21 protein-coding genes are annotated in these 21,670 nt (G+C 38.1%); 16 read left to right on the top strand and 5 right to left on the bottom strand.

What is annotated here, in order from left to right; all coding sequences use genetic code 11:
• Positions 1 to 37 precede the first annotated feature (37 nt).
• From gspK to pyrF, 11 genes are all read left to right on the top strand, one after another.
• Positions 38 to 985, top strand: coding sequence for a type II secretion system minor pseudopilin GspK (gspK, locus tag B9T30_RS07910; protein WP_171264147.1), 948 nt, complete (start codon positions 38 to 40; stop codon positions 983 to 985).
• A gap of 142 nt (positions 986 to 1,127) precedes the next feature.
• Positions 1,128 to 1,724 carry a 6-pyruvoyl trahydropterin synthase family protein gene (locus B9T30_RS07905; RefSeq protein WP_086184494.1) on the top strand — a complete coding sequence of 199 codons (597 nt, stop codon included), beginning with the start codon at positions 1,128 to 1,130 and terminating at the stop codon, positions 1,722 to 1,724.
• A 49-nt stretch (positions 1,725 to 1,773) separates the two neighbouring features.
• Entirely contained in the window at positions 1,774 to 2,487 is a 714-nt protein-coding gene (gene ung, locus B9T30_RS07900) for a uracil-DNA glycosylase (RefSeq protein ID WP_086184493.1), read from the top strand.
• Entirely contained in the window at positions 2,484 to 3,608 is a 1,125-nt protein-coding gene (locus tag B9T30_RS07895) for an enoyl-CoA hydratase/isomerase family protein (protein WP_086165812.1), read from the top strand. The genes ung and B9T30_RS07895 overlap by 4 nt, the downstream gene beginning before the upstream one ends.
• 2 nt (positions 3,609 to 3,610) lie before the next feature.
• The gene (gene tadA, locus B9T30_RS07890; protein ID WP_086184492.1) at positions 3,611 to 4,147 is read left to right on the top strand and encodes a tRNA adenosine(34) deaminase TadA; all 537 of its coding nucleotides are present in this window, start codon (positions 3,611 to 3,613) and stop codon (positions 4,145 to 4,147) included.
• A 45-nt stretch (positions 4,148 to 4,192) separates the two neighbouring features.
• The gene (locus B9T30_RS07885; protein WP_086184491.1) at positions 4,193 to 4,624 is read left to right on the top strand and encodes an SRPBCC family protein; all 432 of its coding nucleotides are present in this window, start codon (positions 4,193 to 4,195) and stop codon (positions 4,622 to 4,624) included.
• 17 nt (positions 4,625 to 4,641) lie between these two features.
• Positions 4,642 to 5,331: a (d)CMP kinase gene (gene cmk / locus B9T30_RS07880; protein ID WP_086184490.1), complete on the top strand. Its 690-nt coding sequence runs from the start codon at positions 4,642 to 4,644 to the stop codon at positions 5,329 to 5,331.
• Positions 5,332 to 5,438: 107 nt separating this feature from the next.
• Positions 5,439 to 7,115, top strand: a complete 1,677-nt coding sequence (gene rpsA / locus B9T30_RS07875) for a 30S ribosomal protein S1 (RefSeq protein WP_004648769.1) — start codon at positions 5,439 to 5,441, stop codon at positions 7,113 to 7,115.
• Positions 7,116 to 7,278: 163 nt separating this feature from the next.
• On the top strand, positions 7,279 to 7,581 hold the full coding sequence (locus tag B9T30_RS07870; RefSeq protein WP_004648770.1) for an integration host factor subunit beta: 303 nt from the start codon (positions 7,279 to 7,281) through the stop codon (positions 7,579 to 7,581).
• Between the two features lie 25 nt (positions 7,582 to 7,606).
• Complete coding sequence (locus B9T30_RS07865) at positions 7,607 to 7,972, top strand: lipopolysaccharide assembly protein LapA domain-containing protein (RefSeq protein WP_086184489.1); 366 nt, start codon at positions 7,607 to 7,609, stop codon at positions 7,970 to 7,972.
• 262 nt (positions 7,973 to 8,234) lie between these two features.
• Positions 8,235 to 8,915 carry an orotidine-5'-phosphate decarboxylase gene (gene pyrF / locus B9T30_RS07860; protein ID WP_086184488.1) on the top strand — a complete coding sequence of 227 codons (681 nt, stop codon included), beginning with the start codon at positions 8,235 to 8,237 and terminating at the stop codon, positions 8,913 to 8,915.
• An 82-nt stretch (positions 8,916 to 8,997) separates the two neighbouring features.
• On the opposite strand, the gene B9T30_RS07855 is transcribed toward pyrF, so the two are convergent.
• Both B9T30_RS07855 and B9T30_RS07850 read right to left on the bottom strand, forming a co-directional pair.
• Positions 8,998 to 9,906, bottom strand: coding sequence for a lysine exporter LysO family protein (locus tag B9T30_RS07855; RefSeq protein WP_086184487.1), 909 nt, complete (start codon positions 9,904 to 9,906; stop codon positions 8,998 to 9,000).
• A gap of 51 nt (positions 9,907 to 9,957) precedes the next feature.
• The gene (locus B9T30_RS07850; RefSeq protein WP_086184486.1) at positions 9,958 to 11,469 is read right to left on the bottom strand and encodes a flavin-containing monooxygenase; all 1,512 of its coding nucleotides are present in this window, start codon (positions 11,467 to 11,469) and stop codon (positions 9,958 to 9,960) included.
• 158 nt (positions 11,470 to 11,627) lie between these two features.
• On the opposite strand from B9T30_RS07850, the gene B9T30_RS07845 reads away from it, so the two are divergent.
• The 3 genes from B9T30_RS07845 (at position 11,628) to B9T30_RS07835 (ending at position 16,393) form a co-directional block, all read left to right on the top strand.
• Complete coding sequence (locus tag B9T30_RS07845; RefSeq protein WP_086184485.1) at positions 11,628 to 12,635, top strand: helix-turn-helix domain-containing protein; 1,008 nt, start codon at positions 11,628 to 11,630, stop codon at positions 12,633 to 12,635.
• 84 nt (positions 12,636 to 12,719) lie between these two features.
• Positions 12,720 to 13,868, top strand: coding sequence for a cell division protein ZapE (zapE, locus tag B9T30_RS07840; RefSeq protein WP_086184484.1), 1,149 nt, complete (start codon positions 12,720 to 12,722; stop codon positions 13,866 to 13,868).
• Between the two features lie 362 nt (positions 13,869 to 14,230).
• Positions 14,231 to 16,393 (top strand): malate synthase G, encoded by a 2,163-nt coding sequence (locus B9T30_RS07835; RefSeq protein WP_086184483.1) that lies wholly within the window; start codon positions 14,231 to 14,233, stop codon positions 16,391 to 16,393.
• Positions 16,394 to 16,793: 400 nt separating this feature from the next.
• Here the strand turns inward: B9T30_RS07835 and B9T30_RS07830 are convergent, their stop codons facing one another.
• Positions 16,794 to 17,258, bottom strand: coding sequence for a MarR family winged helix-turn-helix transcriptional regulator (locus B9T30_RS07830; protein WP_004648781.1), 465 nt, complete (start codon positions 17,256 to 17,258; stop codon positions 16,794 to 16,796).
• A 183-nt stretch (positions 17,259 to 17,441) separates the two neighbouring features.
• Positions 17,442 to 17,759, bottom strand: coding sequence for a hypothetical protein (locus B9T30_RS07825; RefSeq protein ID WP_086184482.1), 318 nt, complete (start codon positions 17,757 to 17,759; stop codon positions 17,442 to 17,444).
• A 508-nt stretch (positions 17,760 to 18,267) separates the two neighbouring features.
• Here B9T30_RS07825 and B9T30_RS07820 point away from each other — a divergent pair.
• Both B9T30_RS07820 and B9T30_RS07815 read left to right on the top strand, forming a co-directional pair.
• Positions 18,268 to 19,794, top strand: a complete 1,527-nt coding sequence (locus B9T30_RS07820) for a TerC family protein (protein WP_086184481.1) — start codon at positions 18,268 to 18,270, stop codon at positions 19,792 to 19,794.
• Positions 19,795 to 20,049: 255 nt separating this feature from the next.
• The gene (locus B9T30_RS07815; RefSeq protein ID WP_086184480.1) at positions 20,050 to 20,781 is read left to right on the top strand and encodes a hypothetical protein; all 732 of its coding nucleotides are present in this window, start codon (positions 20,050 to 20,052) and stop codon (positions 20,779 to 20,781) included.
• Positions 20,782 to 20,840: 59 nt separating this feature from the next.
• Here B9T30_RS07815 and thiM read toward each other — a convergent pair whose 3' ends face one another.
• Complete coding sequence (gene thiM / locus B9T30_RS07810) at positions 20,841 to 21,662, bottom strand: hydroxyethylthiazole kinase (protein WP_086184479.1); 822 nt, start codon at positions 21,660 to 21,662, stop codon at positions 20,841 to 20,843.
• Between the last annotated feature and the right edge of the window lie 8 nt (positions 21,663 to 21,670).

The raw sequence follows: 21,670 nt of genomic DNA, 5'->3' as shown, positions 1-21,670 counted from the left end.
CAAATAATTCAACGTCATAAGGTCTAAACAATTGAGCATCAAGCAGCAACAAGGTATTGCCTTAATCACGATATTGGTAATGGTGGCATTAGCGACTATTCTTGCTGCGACCATTGTAAAACGTCAGGCGAATACTGCGGAGAATACAGCCTATTTAATGCGTCAAAATCAATCCTTGTTGTATGCTAAAAGTGCGGAAGCTTTCTTTTCAGAGCTTTTGGTTGATGATGCAAATAATGCTGGTGCTGTGGATCATTTACAAGAAAATTGGGCAAAACCGATGCCTGCTTTTCCAGTTGAAGACGGCTTTGTCTCTGGAACTTTGCAAGACGAATCAGGTAAATTTAATTTAAATAGTTTAGTGAATGCTGAAGGTGTACCAAATCCTCAGGCAAAATTGTGGTTTGAAAAGCTCTTGCTACGTGTCGGTTTGTCAGAAAAATTAAGTGAAGCGGTTATTGATTGGCAGGATACTAATGACGAAACCAGTGGTACGATGGGAGCAGAAAATGGCTATTATCAAGGATTGTCACAGAGTTATTTAGCTGCAAATGCGAAGTTTCATAGTGTAGAAGAGCTTAAACTGGTTCGTGGTTTTGAAGATCAGAAGTATTTGCAAATCGTGGATTATGTTAGTGCCTTACCTACATCGGACAGCAAGGTGAATGTAAATACAGCACCAGCGATGCTGCTTGCGAGTCTAGACCCTAAATTGGATATTAAAGCTGTTGAACAAGCTTTACAAAAACGCCAAGCCAATTTGGAGCATTTTTCTAATATTAATGATCTTTGGGCAACGGAGCCTTTTAAACAAGTAAATCCTGATGTGCAAAGTCAAGTCAATGCTTTGTTGGGTGTGCAATCCAATTATTTCAAAGCTAAAATTGAAGTGTTGCTGAGTGAGCGTAAACGTCAGTTTAGTAGTGATTTAGTCCGTAAAGATAAAACAGTGTATGTTGTATATCGAAGTATGGCACCATTTTAATTAGATGGATCACTCAGTTGGCTATGCTGTTTTATCGCCATGCAATTTCCCAATTACATTGAACAGTAAAATTAATGCGCAGACTTTCACTTTTGCTTTATAATCCAATTTAATTCACAAATTTTGGATTGCATCACGGCACATGTTAATTCGTAAGTTATTTAAGTTTGAAAATGCTCATATCGTGCGAAATTGCACATCGGATCGCTGTAAGCGTTCAATTCATGGCCATAGTTATAAAGTTGAATTATTGCTTAAAGCTTCGAAGCTAGATCATGGTCAAATGGTGTATGACTTTGGGTTGTTGAAGGGTGTCATTAAAGATATTTTCGATAGTTTCGATCATGCCATTTGTTTTTGGCAGCATGATGATGCTGAATATATTGATGCTTGCAAAAAATTTAGTGCGCGTTGGGTATCTTTACCTGTTTCGCCATCAGCAGAACAATTTTCACGTATTTTTTTCTATTTAGCTCAACAAGTATTGGCATCTACAATTACCCAAAATGGGGAAGGTGATGTAGAGGTTTACTCGGTTATTGTGCATGAAACAGATACAGGTTATGCACAAAGCTTTGTAGAAGATATTGAAAATGAGCAAATGGGTGTGCTTAGTCTTGAACAAATCGTGTTCTCTGAACAAGTTCAAGCTGAATGGGCAGACTCAACGATGTATAAAAAACTACAACAAGGAATTAAATTCCAAAACCCAAGTGTCGATCTTCAAGTCAAAATTTAAAGACGGAACTACATTTGGGTCAGTTTTCAACAAGGATTAGGAAGAAGTCATGTCTTTAACTGAACAACAGCAGATTAAATTGGATAAAATTCAATTGGATGCGGGTTGGAAAAGTGGTTTGAGTGAATTTTTACTCAGTCCAAAAATGGATGAGTTAAAAGACTTTCTTGTTCAGGAAAAAAAAGCAGATAAAGTGATTTATCCACCAAGCTCACTGATTTTTAATGCATTAAATACTACGTCTTTAGCCAATGTTAAAGTGGTGATTTTGGGGCAGGATCCATATCATGGACCGAATCAGGCACATGGATTAAGTTTTTCAGTTCAGAAAGGGGTTGCAATCCCCCCATCTTTACGTAATATTTTTCATGAGCTAAATACAGATTTGGCTATTGTTAAACCGATCCATGGTGATTTAACTCGCTGGGCTGAACAAGGTGTATTGTTGCTCAATGCAGTATTGACTGTTGAAGCTGGTCAGCCGACTTCGCATCAAAAACGGGGTTGGGAAGACTTTACTGATCATGTAATTGATGTTTTAAATGAGCAACGTGACCATGTGGTGTTTATTCTTTGGGGTGCGTATGCGCAGCGTAAAGGACAACGCATTGATCAAAATAAGCATTTGGTATTAAAGGCTGCTCATCCTTCACCATTGGCGGCAAATCGTGGTGGTTTTTTTGGTTGTAAAGTATTTTCGAAATCGAATAATTATCTGAAACAAAATGGCATTGAGCCTATAAATTGGCAGCTGGACGCATGACACTATCTCCTGAACTAAGAAGTTATCATTCCGATCTAATTGTAGAGGAAGCAAAGAATGGCTGGCGCATTGTTCGCCTGAATCGCCCGAAATCTCTACATGCTTTAGATGAATCAATCGTCACTGCACTATTAAAAGTGTTCCAAGATTTTCACCATGATGATGCCGTAAAAGCAATTTGGTTAGATTCCACAACTCCTAAAGCATTCTGTGCAGGTGGCGATGTTCGTAAACTTCGTCAGTTGGTCATTAACGATGAAGTGGATACAGCGAATAAATTCTTTGAACAAGAATATGCATTAGATTTGTTGTTACATAATTATGCTAAGCCTGTACTGGTTTGGGGTGAAGGTTATGTCATGGGTGGTGGGCTAGGGTTGTTTATGGCCGCACCATTTCGCCTTGTGACTCCATATTCACGTTTAGCGATGCCTGAAATTAATATTGGCTTATATCCAGATGTGGGGGCTACACGTTTCTTGGCAGATCGTGGTGCAATCGGTTTGTTTACGGGCTTAACCGGTTCAATTATGACCGCAGCGGGTGCTTATGGCATTGGTTGGGCAACCCATATTTGTGATGCACAGCGTGATAATGTGCTGGAAAAACTAATCAATATTGATTGGGGACATTATCCTGCTGGTGATTTTCGTGCCATCGATGACACTTTAAATAGTATGCATCGTCCAGTCGGGCCTGGGCCACTACAAAACTCATTGGATGTGATTCAAAGTGTTTGTCGCGGTGTTAGTTTTGAGCATGATTACGAATCTATTATTGGTTTGAGTGATGCAAGAAGTGATTGGTTGCGTCAAGCCAGTGAAAACTTGCAAAAAGGTTCACCGACCACTGCTGCTTTAACATGGTTGTTATGGCAATGGGGTAAACAAGTTCATTCTTGGAATGAAGTTTTTGAACTAGAAACCCAAATTTCGGATTGGAAAATTCGTCATCCAGATTTTGTCGAGGGTGTTCGTGCACGTTTAGTGGATAAAGATCTTTCCCCAGAATGGAAAAAGGGTGTTGATTTCTCACTTAAAGCAATTTTGTCAGATTGTCCGCCTGTGACCAAAAATGAGAGTTGGAATAACCTGTTGAAACATTATGCTGTGATCGGTTAAGAATGGCAGATGAAATACAGCTGACAGACGAATATTGGATGCAGTTTGCTTACGAGCAAGCTGCCATCGCAGCATCGAAGCAAGAAATTCCTGTTGGCGCAGTCATTGTCAGTCAAAATCAAATTATTGGCGCAGGATATAATGCACCCATTTCACTGAGTGATCCGACGGCACATGCCGAGGTTCAAGCATTACGTCAAGCCTGTTTAAATCTGAATAATTACCGTCTTCCAGAAGACTCCATTCTTTATGTGACTTTAGAGCCTTGTACAATGTGTGTCGGTGCTTTAATTCACGCTCGGGTTTCGAAAGTCGTGTTTGGTGCAACTGAACCCAAAGCAGGTTCTTTGGTTAGTGCAAGAAAGTTATTTGAAACAGGTTATTACAATCATCAGTTTAATGTTGAGGCAGGCTGTTTGAATGAACAATGCTCCAAACAACTGAGTGATTTTTTTAAAATGCGTCGTGAGCAAAAAAGACTGCAAAAGTTACAAGAAAAGTCCTTAAATGATCAGAATAATTCATCTATAAGTATGTAAAATAGAATGACAATAATTATTGTCAATTAAAGGTTAGGATAATTTATGAATTCTATTCAAATTAAAAAAGAATTTAATGCACCAATCGATCAGGTTTTTAATTTGTTATCAAAACATGCGACTTATAATGTTGCCTTTGCGCCAATTCAAGTGGTGCGTGTTAAAGATTCTGCTGATCCAGAACGTCCTGATGGCGTAGGTTCGGTACGTCGTATGGGTTTTGGTCCAATCAAACCTTTACAAGAGCAAATTACTTTGCTTGAACCGAATCAACGAATTGAATATCAAATTATTAAAAATCCTTTGGTTAAACATCACTTGGGGATTATTGAGTTTCAAGCAGTTGATGCAGATAAAACGTTAGTGACCTATACCATTGAGTTGCAAGCACGTGCACCCTTTGTGAGTAAATTAATCCTTGCGCAGCTTAAATCTGCGATTAAACTAGGTTTTTCGAAATTAGCTAAAACTGTATAGCGTAAAGTGGAAAATTAATGACAGTTCAAATTATTACTATCGATGGTCCGAGTGGTTCTGGAAAAGGCACACTTGCGGCTAAACTCGCAGCGCACTATCAATTTCATTTGTTGGATTCTGGTGCTTTATATCGTCTGTTGGGGCTGTCATTATATCAACACAATTTATTGGATACTTTGGATTCAGCACTTGAACAATGCATTAAAATTGCAACAAATTTAGACATAAAGTTTGTTACAACTGAAACGAATAATACGCAGGTTCAGCTTGAAGGTGAAGATGTCACTCAAATTATTCGTACTGAACGAGTGGGTGAATTTGCATCAAAAGTTGCCGCAATTCCTGAACTTAGAGCAGCGCTTTTAGAGCGTCAACATGCTTTTGCACAAGAACCTGGGTTGGTTGCGGATGGGCGCGATATGGCAACAGCCATTTTTCCAGAGGCTCAAGCCAAGATTTACCTCACTGCATCGGCTGAATCTCGAGCGGCACGACGTGTAAAGCAGTTGCAGGGTATGGGGCTAGATGTTAAAATAAACGACATTTTAGCTAATATTGAAGCTCGAGACAAAAGAGATATGGAGCGCACAGTCGCACCACTCAAGCCAGCAGCAGATGCTTATATCATTGATAGTTCAGAATTGGGCATCGATGAAGTATTCCAGCTGATGACCAGTTTTGTCGATAAGCAATTATTAGCCAATTAAAGAATTTTCAGCCAAAGCATAGCTAGATCAGTTTATTACGGACTATGTGGAGGCTTTATTAAACCGGCCTTGTCTGATCCAAGACCGCTGACTTTATCAGGTATATCATGACCGAATCTTTTGCAGCCCTCTTTGAAGAAAGCGAATTAAACCTCAACGTTGAAAAGGGTGCAGTCATCCAAGGCGTTGTAGTAAGCATCGACTCTGATTGGGTAACAGTTGACACTGGCCTTAAATCAGAAGGTATTGTTGACCGCGCTGAATTCTTAAACGACCAACGTGAACTTGAAGTTCAAGTTGGTGATACTGTTGACGTTGTTGTTGAAGCTCTTGACAACGGTATGGGTCAAACAGTTTTATCACGTGAAAAAGCAAAACGTGCTGAAACTTGGACTAAACTTGAAAAAATCTTTGAAGACGGCGAAATCGTTACTGGTGTTATCTCTGGTAAAGTTAAAGGCGGTTTCACTGTTGACATCGGTCCAGTACGTGCGTTCTTACCAGGTTCTTTGGTAGACACTCGTCCTATCCGTGACACGACTCACCTTGAAGGTAAAGAGTTAGAATTCAAAGTAATCAAACTTGATGCTAAACGTAACAACGTTGTTGTATCTCGTCGTGCTGTTATGGAAGCTGAATCTTCAGCTGACCGTGAAGCTCTTCTTGCTCAGCTTGAAGAAGGTCAAACAGTTACAGGTACGATCAAGAACCTTACTGATTACGGCGCATTCGTTGACCTTGGCGGTATCGATGGTCTTCTTCACATCACTGACATGGCTTGGAAACGTATCAAGCATCCTTCAGAAGTTGTTGAAGTTGGTCAAGAAGTTACTGTTAAAGTACTTAAATTTGACCGCGAACGTAACCGCGTATCTTTAGGCCTTAAGCAATTAGGCGAAGATCCATGGTTAGCGATCATGAACCGTTACCCTAAAGGTTCAATCGTTAAAGCGCGCGTAACTAACCTTACTGATTATGGTTGTTTTGCTGAAATCGCTGAAGGCGTTGAAGGTTTAGTACACGTTTCAGAAATGGATCACACAAACAAAAACATCCACCCATCTAAAGTTGTTCAGATTGGTGATGAAGTTGATGTTATGGTTCTTGAAGTTGATGAAGAACGTCGTCGTATTTCTCTTGGTATCAAACAAACTCGTGCTAACCCATGGGAAGAGTTTGCTAAAGACCATGACAAAGGCGAAAAAGTATCAGGTACGATCAAATCAATCACTGATTTCGGTATCTTCATCGGTTTACCAGGTGGTATCGATGGTCTAGTTCACTTGTCTGATATTTCTTGGAATGAACAAGGCGAAGAAGCTATCCGTCGTTACAAGAAAGGTGACACTGTTGAAGCGGTTATCTTGTCTGTAGACGCTGAAGGCAACCGTATCAGCCTTGGCATCAAACAAATGAACAACGATCCGTTCAATGATTTCTTGGCAACTAACGAACGCGGTGCGCTTGTTAAAGGTACTGTAACTGCTGTTGACGCTAAAGGCGCAACTGTTAAGTTAGCTGACGAAGTTGAAGCTTCTCTTAAAGCTTCTGAAATCAACCGTGATCGCGTTGAAGATGCAACTAAGTTCTTGGAAGTTGGTCAAGAAGTTGAAGCTAAAATCATCAATGTAGACCGTAAATCTCGCTCTATCAACTTGTCTATCAAAGCGAAAGACGAAGCTGAAGAGAAAGAAGCTGTTGCAAACTTAAAAACTGCAACAACTGGTCAAGACAATGGTCCTAAGACTATTGGTGATTTGATCAAAGCTCAAATGAATCACTAATAAGTAGATGTTGAAATGTATTGTTAATGTAAATTAACCAATACTTTTTACACAAATACTGTAAACGGTAGCGTAGTATTAACTTATTACGCTACCGTTTTGTATTTAAACAGGTTATTATCGGATTATCTACAAAGTAGCTTGATAATTAAAGAGGTCAAAAATGACTACGGAAGCACTTAATAAGTCTGACTTAATAGAGCGAATTTCCCTTAAAAACCCACACTTAGCAGAGCCTTTAGTCGAAGAAGCTGTTAAAATTATGATTGATCAAATGATAGCCGCATTATCATCTGATAATCGTATTGAAATTCGTGGTTTTGGTAGTTTCGCTTTGCATCACCGTGATCCACGTGTGGGGCGTAATCCTAAAACAGGTAAATCTGTTGAGGTGGCTGCAAAAGCAGTTCCACATTTCAAACCTGGTAAAGCTTTACGTGATGCAGTAAACGAATCTGCAGAGTAATAAAAAATTCCAGAAAGGGGTGTTTATGCGTTACGTATTAGTCGCTTTGTTAATTGTACTATTTGGCTATTCATTGGCTTTGGTCTTGCAAAATGGTACTGAGTTAACGGTAGACCTATTATTTACCCAAGTTCCTGCTATGCGTTTAGGTCTATTGTTGTTATTAACATTAGCTTTGGGTGTAGTGTTGGGTTTGTTATTAGGTGTGCAGGTTTTCCGAGTATTTCAGAATAGTTGGGAAATTAAGCGACTTCGTAAAGACATTGAACACCTCCGAAAAGAGCAAATTCAAGCTGCTCAGTTGGCTGCTGCTGAAGCTGCTGCACATACTCGACATGAAAAAACAGTGTTAGATATCAATCCTAACGATCGTTCATCTAATCCATTGTAAGTCGAATTATTTAGCTTCTGGTTGGTGTATCTATACTGGAGTCGAGCTAAATGGTGTATGTGTAAATAAAAACTGATAACACTCCAAAGTATTTTTTTGGGGTGTTTTTTTATGGGTCTAACTTATAAAGCTTGTACAAAATTTATTAGAAAGTAAGGCACTTATTTTATCAATTGTGCTTAATGCAATTTTTTCAACTATCAGCGTGCAGGGATATTCTTTATAATGAGCTTTCTTTTTGTCAAAATGAAGGGTAAGTCTCTTGAGTATCATTGTTGCATTAGATGCTAAAAGCCAATATGACGCACTTACAATTGCAGAGCAGTTAGATCCTGCATTGTGTCGAGTAAAAGTTGGTAAAGAGTTATTTACCCATGAAGGCCCCAGTGTTGTTAAGGCATTACACGACAAAGGCTTTGACGTTTTCCTTGATTTAAAATTCCACGATATTCCAAACACGACAGCACAAGCAGTTTGTGCAGCAGCAGACTTAGGGGTATGGATGGTAAACGTTCATGCATCTGGTGGTCGTAAGATGATGGAAACTTGTGCTCAGCGCTTAAAAGCAGGCAATTACAGTACGCAATTAATTGCGGTGACTGTGTTGACATCAATGGGGCGTGAAGATCTTAAAGACTTGGGATTGGATATCGAACCATTTGAACAAGTGAAGCGTCTTGCTAAATTGACTCAAGAGAGTGGTTTGGATGGCGTGGTGTGTTCTGCTCAAGAAGCAAAAATGCTGCGTGAAACATTAGGACAAAATTTTGCTTTGGTCACACCGGGTATTCGTCCTGTGGGTTCAAATGCAGATGATCAAAAGCGCATTGTGACACCGAAGCAAGCGATGATGGATGGCTCAACTCATTTGGTGATTGGTCGTCCAATTACACAATCGGAAAATATGTGTCAAACATTGAAAGATATTTTAGCATCGTTATAAAAATTCATCCCTTTATCAAGAATGAGAAACATTGTTTATAAAGGGGGCTTGCCTCCCTTTATAAAGGGGAGGTTGGAGGGATTTATATAGCAGCCAATATACTCACGACAATTGGTGCAAGTACAGATAAAACAAAGCCGCTGACCATCGCATGTGGAATAAATTCATTGCCACAGGCTTGTTTCACCATGGGTAGGGTGACATCCATTGCTGTTGCCGCGGCAGATGAAATGGCAGAGCGTGGATAGCGCCAACCAATGCTATACATCAAAAGAATTGCAATAATTTCTCTAAATAAGTCGTTCATGAGGGCGATACTACCCAGTTCGGCATTTTTTAATTCAGTCACAACAATGCCTGTCATGGAATAAAAACCATAACCTTGCGACAACATAATTAAATCTTTGAGGCTAATATCTTTGATGATTGTTGCCGTAAACAATGCCCCCGCTAGTGATCCGATAATACAGCCTATAGGAACGAGCATGATTTTCCAATTAAGCCATGAGCGGTCAAGTGGTGAATAAGCTAGATCCAAACCAATTAAAAACATAAAAATAAGCAGTAAATTCCATGTGCTGACATGTAATGTATAGTCAAAATGATTAAACAGTTCGGCAAGCCCATAGCCTAATGCGAGTGCAATAAAAGCATAACTAATATTGATGAGTGATTTGACCAGAAGTTCTGCTGAAACTTTGCCTTGCATTGGTTGGTAGCCAATACTTTTAAACAGAAGGTAGCAACAGAGAAAGGCACCGACGGATGTTGCAATCGAGAGTGTGAGTGCATTGGATAAAATTTGTAGTGGGCTGCTTATGTTCTGCAATGTTTGAGAGAATTCAATTGCAATCGTAATCAGCAAAATATAAGTAAAATACGGCAGCATTTTAAATGCTAAGCTTTCTAGCCAATAAGGGAGTTTACGTGCAAGAATGAACCCAAAGCATAAACAGATAAGAAGTTGAATAATCAACCAAAGCGATTGCATACAAAAAGTCAGCAGATGAAAAGACACCTGCTTATTATGACCATTAAGTGATTAAGCTGCACGATTTCCAGATGTTTTGTTTAACAAACGGTAATCTGCGGGATTAAGTTTTTTAGTTTTTAGCCAATATTTCCATGTGTATGTTGGCCAAAGCGCAAAGTTTTTACCGCCATCTTGTTGATACCAACTGACACAGCCAGATTGCCAAACAGTTCCGTTGAGTAATGTTTGCACATCTTGGTTAAATCGGGTTTGTGCTTGGTCTTTGACCACAATTGCATGGCTATGGCTTTGTTTGACCAGCTGAATCATTTGTAAAATATAGTTGACCTGAGATTCAATCATAAAAATGACAGAGTTGTGTGCTAGAACGGTATTGGGCCCTAATAACTGAAAAAAATTTGGGAAACCTTTGGTACAAATGCCATAAAAGCTTTCTGCGCCATCGTGCCAAGCATCGCGTAAATCCAGCCCATTTTCCCCAACACATTGAAATGATTTTAAGTAAATGCGCGGATCGGTAATAAAGCCCGTCCCATAAATTAAGCAGTCAATCGTGCGTTGTTTGCCATCTTTGGTGATGATGCTGTTGCTGGTTAGTTCTTGAATGCCGTCGGTAATTAGTTCAACATTGCTACGATTGAAGGTCGGAAAATATTTATTGGAAATTAGAATGCGTTTGCATCCCATAATATAATTGGGGATCAGTTTGTGGGCGATATTTTTATCTTTTACTTGGTACTTAATATAAGCTTCAGCTAATTTTTGCGCATATTTCATCACGGTTGGCTTAACAATCGGTACAACGCGAGATTCATTTGACCAATATAAACGTGCACGGTGAATTTTTCGCAACCAATCATATTTGGCAAAGAGTTTCTTTTCTACATTTTTATAAGTACGTTCATCGCGTGGAATCACCCAAGCTGGGGTGCGTTGCATGACATACAGTTGCTTAACTTGTTCTGCAATTTCTGGAATGTATTGAATGGCACTGCCACCAGTCCCAATTGATGCAACAGATTTGTTATTGAGGTCATATTGATGATCCCATTGCGATGAATGGAAAACTTTGCCCTGAAATTTTTCAATGCCTTTGATATGTGGAATTTGTGGCACATGTAACGGACCAGATGCAAAAATAACAAATTGTGCGATGAGGGTTGTGTCATTATTTAAAGTCAGTGTCCAATCACAACGTTGTTCATTGTATTTGGCAGCGATAACTTCACAATTAAATTGGCAATATTTTTTTAAATCGTAAGTGCTGATTAAGCTTTGTATATATGCAAAAATTTCAGGTGCTTCAGCATAGCGCTTTGACCAATCACTTTTAGGTGCAAAAGAAAGTGAATACATATGGGATTGCACATCACATGCAGCACCTGGGTATTGGTTTTCACGCCATGTCCCACCTATATCGTTGGCTTTTTCTAAAATAACAAAATCTTGAATGTTATTTTGCAACAAGCGAATTGCCATGGCTAAGCCACCAAAACCTGCACCAATAATTGCAATTTGAGTTTGCTGTGCTGTTTGCTTTATTTGAGTTGTATTGCGCATTATTTTATTTGCCTTGTACACTTTTATTTTTTTATAGCTTAAATGAATAACAGAACAAGTAACATGATAAGCATGACAAAAAAATTGATAGATTCGGCAATTTTCAAGCACGAAATTTTATAGTAAAAAATGTCATATTACTTTAATCAGAAAATGCTATGAAACGGTCAGTTCTCGGCTTGATGTATTTAATTCAAGGCATGCGTAAAGCTGGTGTCGAGGTTGATCAAAAACTTCAAAGTATTGGTTTACGCGCTGATGCTTTAGATCCCAGTTCAATTATTCATCCTTGTTTGGAGTGGAATGTATTAAGTGTGATTGGGCAAGATGTCACTCCTGAAACAGGTTTGTTTATTGGACAGCATTATGCACTTGCAGGCTATGGTCCTTTGCTTATGTTATTGGTGACCAGTAAGGATATGCGTACAGCTCTAGAGCAAGGAGTTCAGTATCAAGCGCTTACCCATTTAACAGGGGAATTAAGTTTGAAATATACAGAGCACAAAGTTGCACTGTGTTATGAACCACAAGATTTAAACAGTGATTTGGGGTTACTGCGCGCGCAATGTGAAATTTCAGGAACGTATAAATTTATTCAAGATCTTTATAAAATGATGGGGTTGAGCATTCCTAAAATTCATATTGAATTGCCATTTGTACAATCAGAAAATCGGCAGTTCTTAGACATTTATCAGGATTACTATGGTTCAGAGTTGCAGTTTGGGTCGGAGAGTGCAGAATTTTGGTTCGATGCTGCGGTACTGAATGTACAAATTCCATCGGCAGATCAAATGACTTTTATGATTTATGAAAGAAAATGCGTTGCCGAATTGGAGCGATTAAGTATAGATGAACAGATTCCTTCATTGGTACAACGGGTGCAAGATTATTTGGAATTACAGCAAGGTGTAATGCCTACGATGGCAGAAACAGCACAAGCCTTACAAATTCCAGAGCGAACCTTACGTCATCAATTGCAACAACTGCAAAGTAGCTATAAACAAATACGTGAACAGTTAATTAAAGATAAAGCATTAAGGCTTATAGAATATAAAGAGTATTCCATTGAAATGATTGCCGAGTTGTTGGGGTATTCAGAACCGGCAGCTTTTAATCATGCTTTTAAACGGTGGTTTGGATACAGTCCACGTCAGTACTCTAAATAGCCTAAGTTTATTAATGCCAAAGTGCTATATATTCCTTCTCAATCTTCGCTATACTTTGCATAGCCTAAAATAGTATTCAATGATATGTCTGATTTAAATTCTAAGCACAGCACAGCCTTTACACCTTTGTCACCTGCAGAACGTTATGCGCAAGCGATATCTTCTGGTCAGTTCATGCCAGATGATGCACAGGCGCAAGCTGTTCATGAGTTAGATCGTGTTTGGCAAGAACTGATTCAACGCTTTAAGGCATCGAAAAAAGCCTTTCGTCGTTTCCGTCGTCAAACATCTCCACAAGGTGTATATATGTGGGGCGGTGTGGGGCGCGGTAAAACATGGTTAATGGATCAGTTCTTTGATTCAATTCCTTTTCGCCGAAAAATGCGTATGCATTTCCATCATTTTATGCAGCATGTTCATCGTGAATTAAATAAGTTGTCGGGACAGCGTAATCCACTTGATTTGGTGGCTGACCAAATTTATCAACAAGCAGTGGTGATTTGTTTTGATGAATTTTTTGTTTCAAACGTCACCGATGCCATGATTTTAAGTGAATTATTCCAAAAATTATTTAATCGTGGTGTCACGCTGATTGCGACATCAAATATAGCTCCAGATGGTTTGTATAAGAATGGTATTCACCGAGACCGCTTTATTCCAACCATTGAAATGGTGAAAAAGAACTGTGCGATATTAAATGTCGATGCAGGTGTGGACTATCGTTTACGTGTACTCAAACAAGCTCAATTGTTTAAAAATCCACTGACGCATGATCATAAAAATTGGATCGCACAGCGTTTTAGTGCATTGACACAAACGCAAACCATTTCTCAAGAGCCAATTATTATTAATAATCGTATCGTTGAAACGATTGGGCATACTGAAGATGTTTTATGGTGTGAATTTTCAGAATTGTGTTTCAAACCACGTAGTCCAGCGGACTTTATTGAAATTGCCAATATTTACAATACAGTATTGGTAAGTAATGTTCCGCATTTGACAGATTACTTGTCGGAAGGGACGCGTCGTTTTATTTATTTGGTCGACGAGTTTTATGATCGTGGTGTAAAACTGTTACTCACCTCTGAAGATTCAATTATCGATATCTATCAAGGTGAAAAATTAGCCTTTGAAATTGAACGCACGCGTTCACGTTTACTTGAAATGCAATCCGACGATTACTTGAATGCTGCACATAAACAAATTCAGAAAAGAGAGTCGGAAGTTAATTAAATAGCAAGCGCCAGAAATGGCGCTTTTTTTATAACTAGAAAATATCTGTTTTCTCGACATTTAAGACTGGTTTTTGTCTAATCTTTACTCTATAACTATAGTAATGTTGAATTTAAGCGCTATTTTTATCTATAAGTCTGCACTTAAGTCTAATGTTGACATTTCAAAAACTTTATACACTATAAAAAGGTATTTAAGCTGATGATAATGTCGCTTTTGTGATCTGTGTTTTATTGAATAATGGATCCCTTTATTCTATAAAAAATGATCACTATTTAGGAATGTGATAGTACTATTCAGCTAGATTTAAATCGGTATACTAGAATCTCTTGTTATAAAAAGTAGCAATATCAGGAAAGACAATGACTGCACGTATTCAAAAAGGCAAGTTAGCGATTGCTAAAGAACTTTACGATTTCATCGAAAATGAAGCATTACCAGGTTCTGGTTTAGATAGCGAAACATACTGGAAAAACTTCGAGCAAGTCGTTGTTGATCTTAGTCCTAAGAATAAAGCGCTTCTTGCTAAGCGTGATGATATTCAGGCTAAAATTGATGAATGGCACCGCAACAACAAATTTGAATTAGAAGCTTATAAAGCTTTCCTTACAGAAATTGGCTACTTATTACCAGAAGTAGAAGATTTCCAGATCAGCACAGAAAATGTCGACGAAGAAATCGCATTATTGGCTGGCCCACAACTTGTCGTACCTGTACGTAATGCACGTTACTGCTTGAATGCAGCAAATGCACGTTGGGGTTCTTTATATGATGCACTTTACGGTTTCGACGTCATCTCTGAAGAAGGTGGTGCAGAAAAAGGTAAGGGCTATAACCCAGTACGCGGTGATAAAGTTATCGCATTTGCGAAAAACTTCTTAAATGAAAATTTCCCTCTTGCAGCAGGTTCGCATGCAGATGCAACGCAATATGCTGTAGATCACAATAAACTTGTTGTGACCTTAAAAGATGGCACTCAAACAACGGTTGCACATGAAGCGCAATTTGTGGGTTATAACGGCGAAGCAGCTGCACCTACAGAAATCGTATTCAAGAATAATGGCTTGCATGTCATTATCGAAATTGATGCAACTAGCCCGATTGGTAAAACAGATGCGGCAGGCGTTAAAGATTTAGTGCTTGAAGCTGCTGTAACGACTATTCAGGATTTAGAAGACTCTATTGCAGCTGTTGATGCTGAAGAAAAAGTTGAAGGCTACCGTAACTGGTTAGGCCTCATGAAAGGTACTTTAGAAGAATCGATCGAGAAAAATGGTAAAACTGTTACTCGTAGTTTGAATAAAGACCGTACGCATAAAAACTTAATTGGCGGTGAAACCATTATTCATGGTCGTTCATTGATGCTTCTTCGTAACGTAGGTCACTTGATGACCAATCCAGCCATCCTTGTGGATGGTGCGGAAATTTATGAAGGTATCATGGATGCATTGGTTACACCATTATTGTCTTTTGCAGACATTAAAGGTGAAAACGAAATCAAGAACTCACGTAAAGGTTCTATGTATATCGTTAAACCAAAAATGCATGGTCCTGAAGAAGTTGCTTTTGCTGTAGAGCTTTTTGAACGTGCTGAACAATTATTAGGTTTACCAGCTAAAACGCTTAAAATCGGTATCATGGATGAAGAGCGTCGTACTTCTGTAAACTTGAAAAACTGTATCGCTCAAGCAAAAGATCGTACGATTTTCATCAATACGGGCTTCATGGACCGTACGGGCGATGAAATCCATACCTTTATGGAAGCCGGTCCATTCGTTCGTAAGGGTGAAGTAAAAGCGCAAATTTGGTTCCCTGCATATGAAAACCGTAACGTAATGGTTGGCTTGAAAGCAGGCTTACGTGGTAAAGCGCAAATTGGTAAAGGCATGTGGCCTAAACCAGATATGTTGCTTGATATGTACAAAACTAAAACTGAACATCCAGATGCTGGTGCAAGCTGTGCATGGGTTCCATCACCAGCAGGTGCGGTAATTCACGCGATTCATTATCACCAAATTAATGTTGCAAGCCGTCAAAAAGAATTATTGGCGACTGAAGCATTACCTTTAGATGATTTGTTAACTCCGCCTTTAGCGAAAGACACCAACTGGTCTGAAGAAGAAAAAACCAAAGAGCTAGAAAATAACTGTCAAGGTATCTTGGGTTATGTGGTTCGTTGGGTTGATTTGGGTGTAGGTTGTTCTAAAGTTTTAGACATTAACAACGTAGGTTTGATGGAAGACCGTGCAACTTTACGTATTTCATCTCAACACGTTGCTAACTGGTTGCGTCACAGTATTGTGACACGTGCGCAAGTTGAAGAAGTGATGAAACGTATGGCTACTATTGTGGATCAGCAAAATGCAAATGATCCAGAATATACTGCTATGGGTCCAAACTTTGATGGTATTGCATTCCAAGCAGCGTCTGATTTGATCTTTAAAGGTGGCGAACAGCCTTCTGGTTATACAGAGCCGTTGTTGCATGCTGCACGCTTAAAATTAAAAGGGTATACAGGGGACTAAGTTTCCACTGTAAATAAAAAAGCCTCTTCGGAGGCTTTTTTATTGCCGCGTATAAGAATAAGAAGCCAGATCTAAAGATAGTCGAATATTTGATATTGTTGCTTTATATAAAAATATAAAACTTTAAAAATACCAGTGAAATTGTCTGATCAGTAATTATGATCACGATAGGGGGATTGGTCATTCCAGAATGAAAAACTTATAAGTCTGCTTCATGTGATGCCCACTGATCATTCTTTCTCATGCGTGTTTGGAGGATACAGGTTAGGTTGAAAATATATATTCAATTGCTTGTGGAAATATTCCCAAAGGTAGCGTTTGAATGTTTACATTGACTTAAAGCAGAAATTAAAAGAATTCATCCTTAACTGAATTCTTTTAATTGAATGAAGTTACGTTTTTAATGCGCTAAGTTTTTAAAAATATGCTTAAGGCTTTCCATCATTTTTTCAATTTGTAAGGGCGTTAAACCTTCAAAAGATTGTTCCAAAACGACATTGGTTAGATCATTAATTTTGTGAGTCATTTCTAGACCTTTATCCGTTAAAACAACCCGAGTAATTCGAGCATCGTCTTCACATGAATATGTTTCAGCTAGGCCTTCATCCTTTAGGCGATAAACAATTTTTGTTGTTGTTGACATCTTAGAGACAACCATTTCAGATAAATCTGAAACGCTGGCATGAGGCTTTGACTTTAAGGCAAGCAAGATACGACGGCGTGAATTATCTAAACCATATTTTTTCAAGGCATGGTCTACGTTTTGTACATATTGAGCATGTACTTGAGTAACCCAATAGTATGGAAAATTTTCTAAGGTAAAATCTTCCGCCAAAGGTAAAAATTTACTGTATTTTTTAGTCATGAATGGACTCCCCTGTAAGCTTTGTAATTGTAATTCGTTAACGCACGCATTTTATTATAAAGTTAATTTGCTGCGCAGAATATACTAAATTTTTTTAGAGCTAATCAATCTATATATTAAGTTTTTTATAATGTAATAAGGAAACCTATATAAATAAGTTCTCTTATTACAAACAATTAAAAATTAAGCATGCTCGTTGAGTAGGGACATGGTGTAGCTGTCTTTATCTTGATGAAATACCACAATACTCTGGGCAAAGTTAAGTACTTCTTCTTGAATTTCATAATTTTGATAAGAATCTGAAGATAACATTGCCGCAGGACTGCCATGTTGTAAAACGATAGGTAAGCACATTTCAGACTTTTGGGTATTATGTGTGACTATGGCCTTAACCTGATGCTGATCAAAGGATGAATCTAGATTAAAATATGCACCTTCATAGCTTGTATTCGCAATCGTTTTCGATGTTTTTTTGAAGCTTAATGCTTTTTTATTTGTCATAGCGAATAATCCTGTAAGTTTTTTGCTTGGATTAGAAATGTACACATCTAAGTTTCGCGAATAGATTATTTCATTAATTAATCTTGGCTATGTTTCATTCTAGTGAAAAAAACAGATTTAGGAATTGGTCTTTTTAACAAAAAGTTTCTGATATTTTTGTCATAAGTTGAATAAATTGATATATTTATTAAATAAATATTAATATAATTTTCATAAACAAGAGCTTATGCCGAGGCTTTTTTATTTTTCATTATATTTTTCAAATATGACTGAGTAGTTTGTTTTTTGAAAACAAACAAACAAACTATTGGATGAATAGATGCTGTGAAGTCTGAAATTTATACAATTTAAATATTTAGTGGTTAAAAACATAAAAATCTAATTACAAATTTTATAGATTGTGCATAATAAATTTATCTATTGTTGAACAGGTTACATATATGGATCCGTCGCCGTGCAGGTCTACGTTTCGTTTTTGCCAAATTCATAAAATCGGAGATATAAACTAATGGAGTTTTTATTAGATCCGGGAATTTGGATTGGGTTACTTACCCTTATTGTTTTAGAAATTGTTTTAGGTATTGATAACCTCGTCTTTATTGCCATTTTGGCTGACAAGCTTCCGCCTGAACAACGTGACAAAGCCCGTATAGTCGGTCTTTCTCTTGCGTTAGTGATGCGCTTGGGTTTATTGTTTGCTATCTCTTGGTTAGTCACCTTGACTAAACCGCTTATTACCGTCTTTGACTGGACTTTCTCAGGTCGAGATCTCATTCTCTTATTTGGTGGTTTATTCCTGCTTTATAAAGCAGTAAGCGAATTGCACGAAAGAATGGAAGGACAATCTGAAGTTAAAGTTACAACGAATGTTGTTTATGCAAGTTTTACCGCAGTTGTAGCACAAATTGTAGTGCTGGATGCCGTATTCTCTTTAGATTCGGTCATTACTGCAATTGGTATGGTCGACAATATCTATGTGATGATGGCTGCAATGATTGTTGCCATGGCAGTGATGTTACTTGCTTCGAAACCATTAACTGATTTTGTAAATCGTCATCCGACCGTCATTATTCTATGTTTAAGCTTCTTACTCTTAATTGGTATTAGTTTGATAGCCGAAGGTTTTGGTTTCCATATTCCAAAAGGCTATATCTATTCAGGTATTGGCGTTGCAATTGTGATTGAAGCTTTCAATCAGTTTACCCAACGTAATGCTACCAAGCATGAATCAAAAATTCCATTGCGTCATCGTACCGCAGATACCATCTTAAAATTGATGGGCGGAAAAATGGAAACGCTTACAGATAGTGCTCAACACGCTGAAGCGCAAGAAGCATTTGCTGATGAAGAGCGTTATATGATTGGCGGGGTATTAACCTTAGCCGAAAGATCAGTAGCCTCGATCATGACACCACGTAGCCAAATTTCGTGGGTGAATATTGATGATGCCCCTGAGCGGATTCGTGAACAAGTTTTATCCGTACCACATAGCTTATTTCCAGTTTGTCGCGGCAGTTTAGATAAAGTTTTGAGTGTGGTGCGTGCAAAAGAATTGCTTGATGTTCTGGATGATGAGGAACAACTTAAAGCTCTTATCAAACGTCATCGCCCGATTTATATTTTTGAAAAAATGAAAGTGATTGATGCCATTAATACCTTGCGTACATCAAAAGGTTCATTGGTTTTGGTCAGTGACGAGTTTGGTAACGTACAAGGTTTAATTTCTCCACTGGATGTTTTTGAAGCTATTGCGGGTGAGTTTCCTGATGCAGATGAACAACTCGATTTAGTCAAAATTGATGAGCATACATGGAAAGCTTCTGGCATGTTGGATGTCTATCAACTTGAATTAGAGTTGGGCATGATTGATTTGGTTGATGAAGATGCTGGTTATATCAGTGTTGCGGGTTTAATTTTAGATAAAACCCATGGTGAAGTTGTGTTGGGTACTCAGTTGGAGTATCACGGCGTTCACTTTGAGGTGACTGAATTAGATGAAAACCGAATTAAATCTGTTTTAATTACATATCGCTAGAGCAATATAGCGCATAGCTGTAACGGTATTTGATATCTTGGTCATCGTAATTTTTTGAATTAATTTGAAAAACCCAATGGACGCGTGCTGTTGGGTTTTTTATCCTGTCTCGTTTTTCTTTTAAGTTGTAAATTTGATCAGATGATGGGGAGAATAATTGGATTCATGTGACATGAAAATCCCTATTTTTTGTGATGTTAAAATAAGTAAAATGAGTGATACTTATTATATAAGAATAAAAGATGAGTCACGCTCATGTTAATTACAGAAACGGTTACAGATTTTTCAAAGCTTGCGTCTGGACAAAAAAAACATTTTTTTAAAAAAATATGGGCATTTGATCAGCACATTTTCCCCAATTCTACGGTAAAAGAAATTTATAATTTTGTGCATGATGTGGATGCAGTTTCAGTCCAAGTTATTCATTATTATCATGAAGGAAAATTAATTGGACAAAATGTTCTGCCAATTGTTAAACTTTTTTTAGATGGAAAACCAATCTTTGTTTTGAGTTCTCGAGCAGGTATTTTACCTGATTACCGAAGCGGAAATCGAACACTCAATAGTGCTATTCGTGTGGTACTTAATCATCAAATCCGCCATTTGACTATCCCATTATGGTTTGTAACTACAGTAATACAGCCTAAAGTGTATACACTTTTTGCTTCACGATCACAGCGTTTCTTTCCACGTGCAGGAAGACAGATTCCTCAAGACTATTTACAGGTTTTAAATATTTTTCAGCAACGTAAACATGAAGTGCAAAAACGTCGAGAAGATATTTTTGTTCACCCAATTGTGCGGCCTAAAATAAGCTTAGATCAATTGCGGTGTTTGAGAAATAAAGCGACTACGCATATTAATTTTTTCATGCAACATGTCCCTGATTATTTTGATGGTATGGGCTTGATGTGTGTCTGTAAATTAGATTTAAAAACGATTTTTGAGATGATGTTTAATTTATCTTTTAATCGACATGTGCATTAGGATCACTTGACCTTTTCACAAGTAGAGGTCAAGTGATTTCATTAAAATCAAAGCATCTGCTAGATTTCAAGGATTTGAATATCTGCATATTGTTGAATTAAATCTGGATTTAAACTGTGAATATAATCCATAAATGCCACATTAAAATGACCGAGCATTTTTGTTTGTTCAAATGCCAATTTTCCTGCAATTGCAAAATGTGTATGTGCTGCAATTGTGGCAATGGTCGGTGTTGCTACAGCACAATAAGCGGCAATTAAAGCACCCAATGCACAGCCTGTTGCTGTGACTTTAGGTTGTAAATAACTCCCACCATTGACTTGAATGACTGCATCGAACTCTTTGGTTAAAATAAAATCGGATTCACCTGAAATAGCAATACATTCGGCATGTTCTAATAGTAGTTTAGCTTGGCTATACACATCTGCACTGTTTAAAGTGCTATCGACACCTTTAGATTCAACTTGATTGCCTGCAAGCGTACTAATTTCTGAAGCATTACCACGAATGACAGTCGGGTTATAGTGTAGTAATTCATCCACCATATCTGAGCGCCATTTTAGAATAGTGCCATAGCCCACAGGATCGAGTACCCAAGGTGTGTGGGTGCGCTGCGCCGTTTGTGCAGAAATTTGCATGGCTTGCATTTGTTCGTTGGTTGGAGTACCCAAATTAATGCTGAGTGCTGCGGCAATGGTGGTAAAACTTTCGGCTTCAAATGGATTATCAATCATGGCAGGAGAAGCGCCAGCAGCGAGTAAAACATTGGCTGCATAGTTGGCTGCAACACTATTGGTCATACATTGCACGAGCGGCTGCTGAGTTTGCAGCTGTGTCCATGCTTCAACAATATGCTCGATTAATGTTGAAGTTTGATCCATTGGATTAT

Origin of the sequence: Acinetobacter sp. ANC 4973 (assembly GCF_002135275.1) — a bacterium.
In the GTDB taxonomy this organism is placed as follows: Bacteria; Pseudomonadota; Gammaproteobacteria; order Pseudomonadales; family Moraxellaceae; genus Acinetobacter; species Acinetobacter kyonggiensis.
Note: the sequence above shows the minus strand (reverse complement) of the source record. Positions and strands in the feature narration are given on the sequence as shown.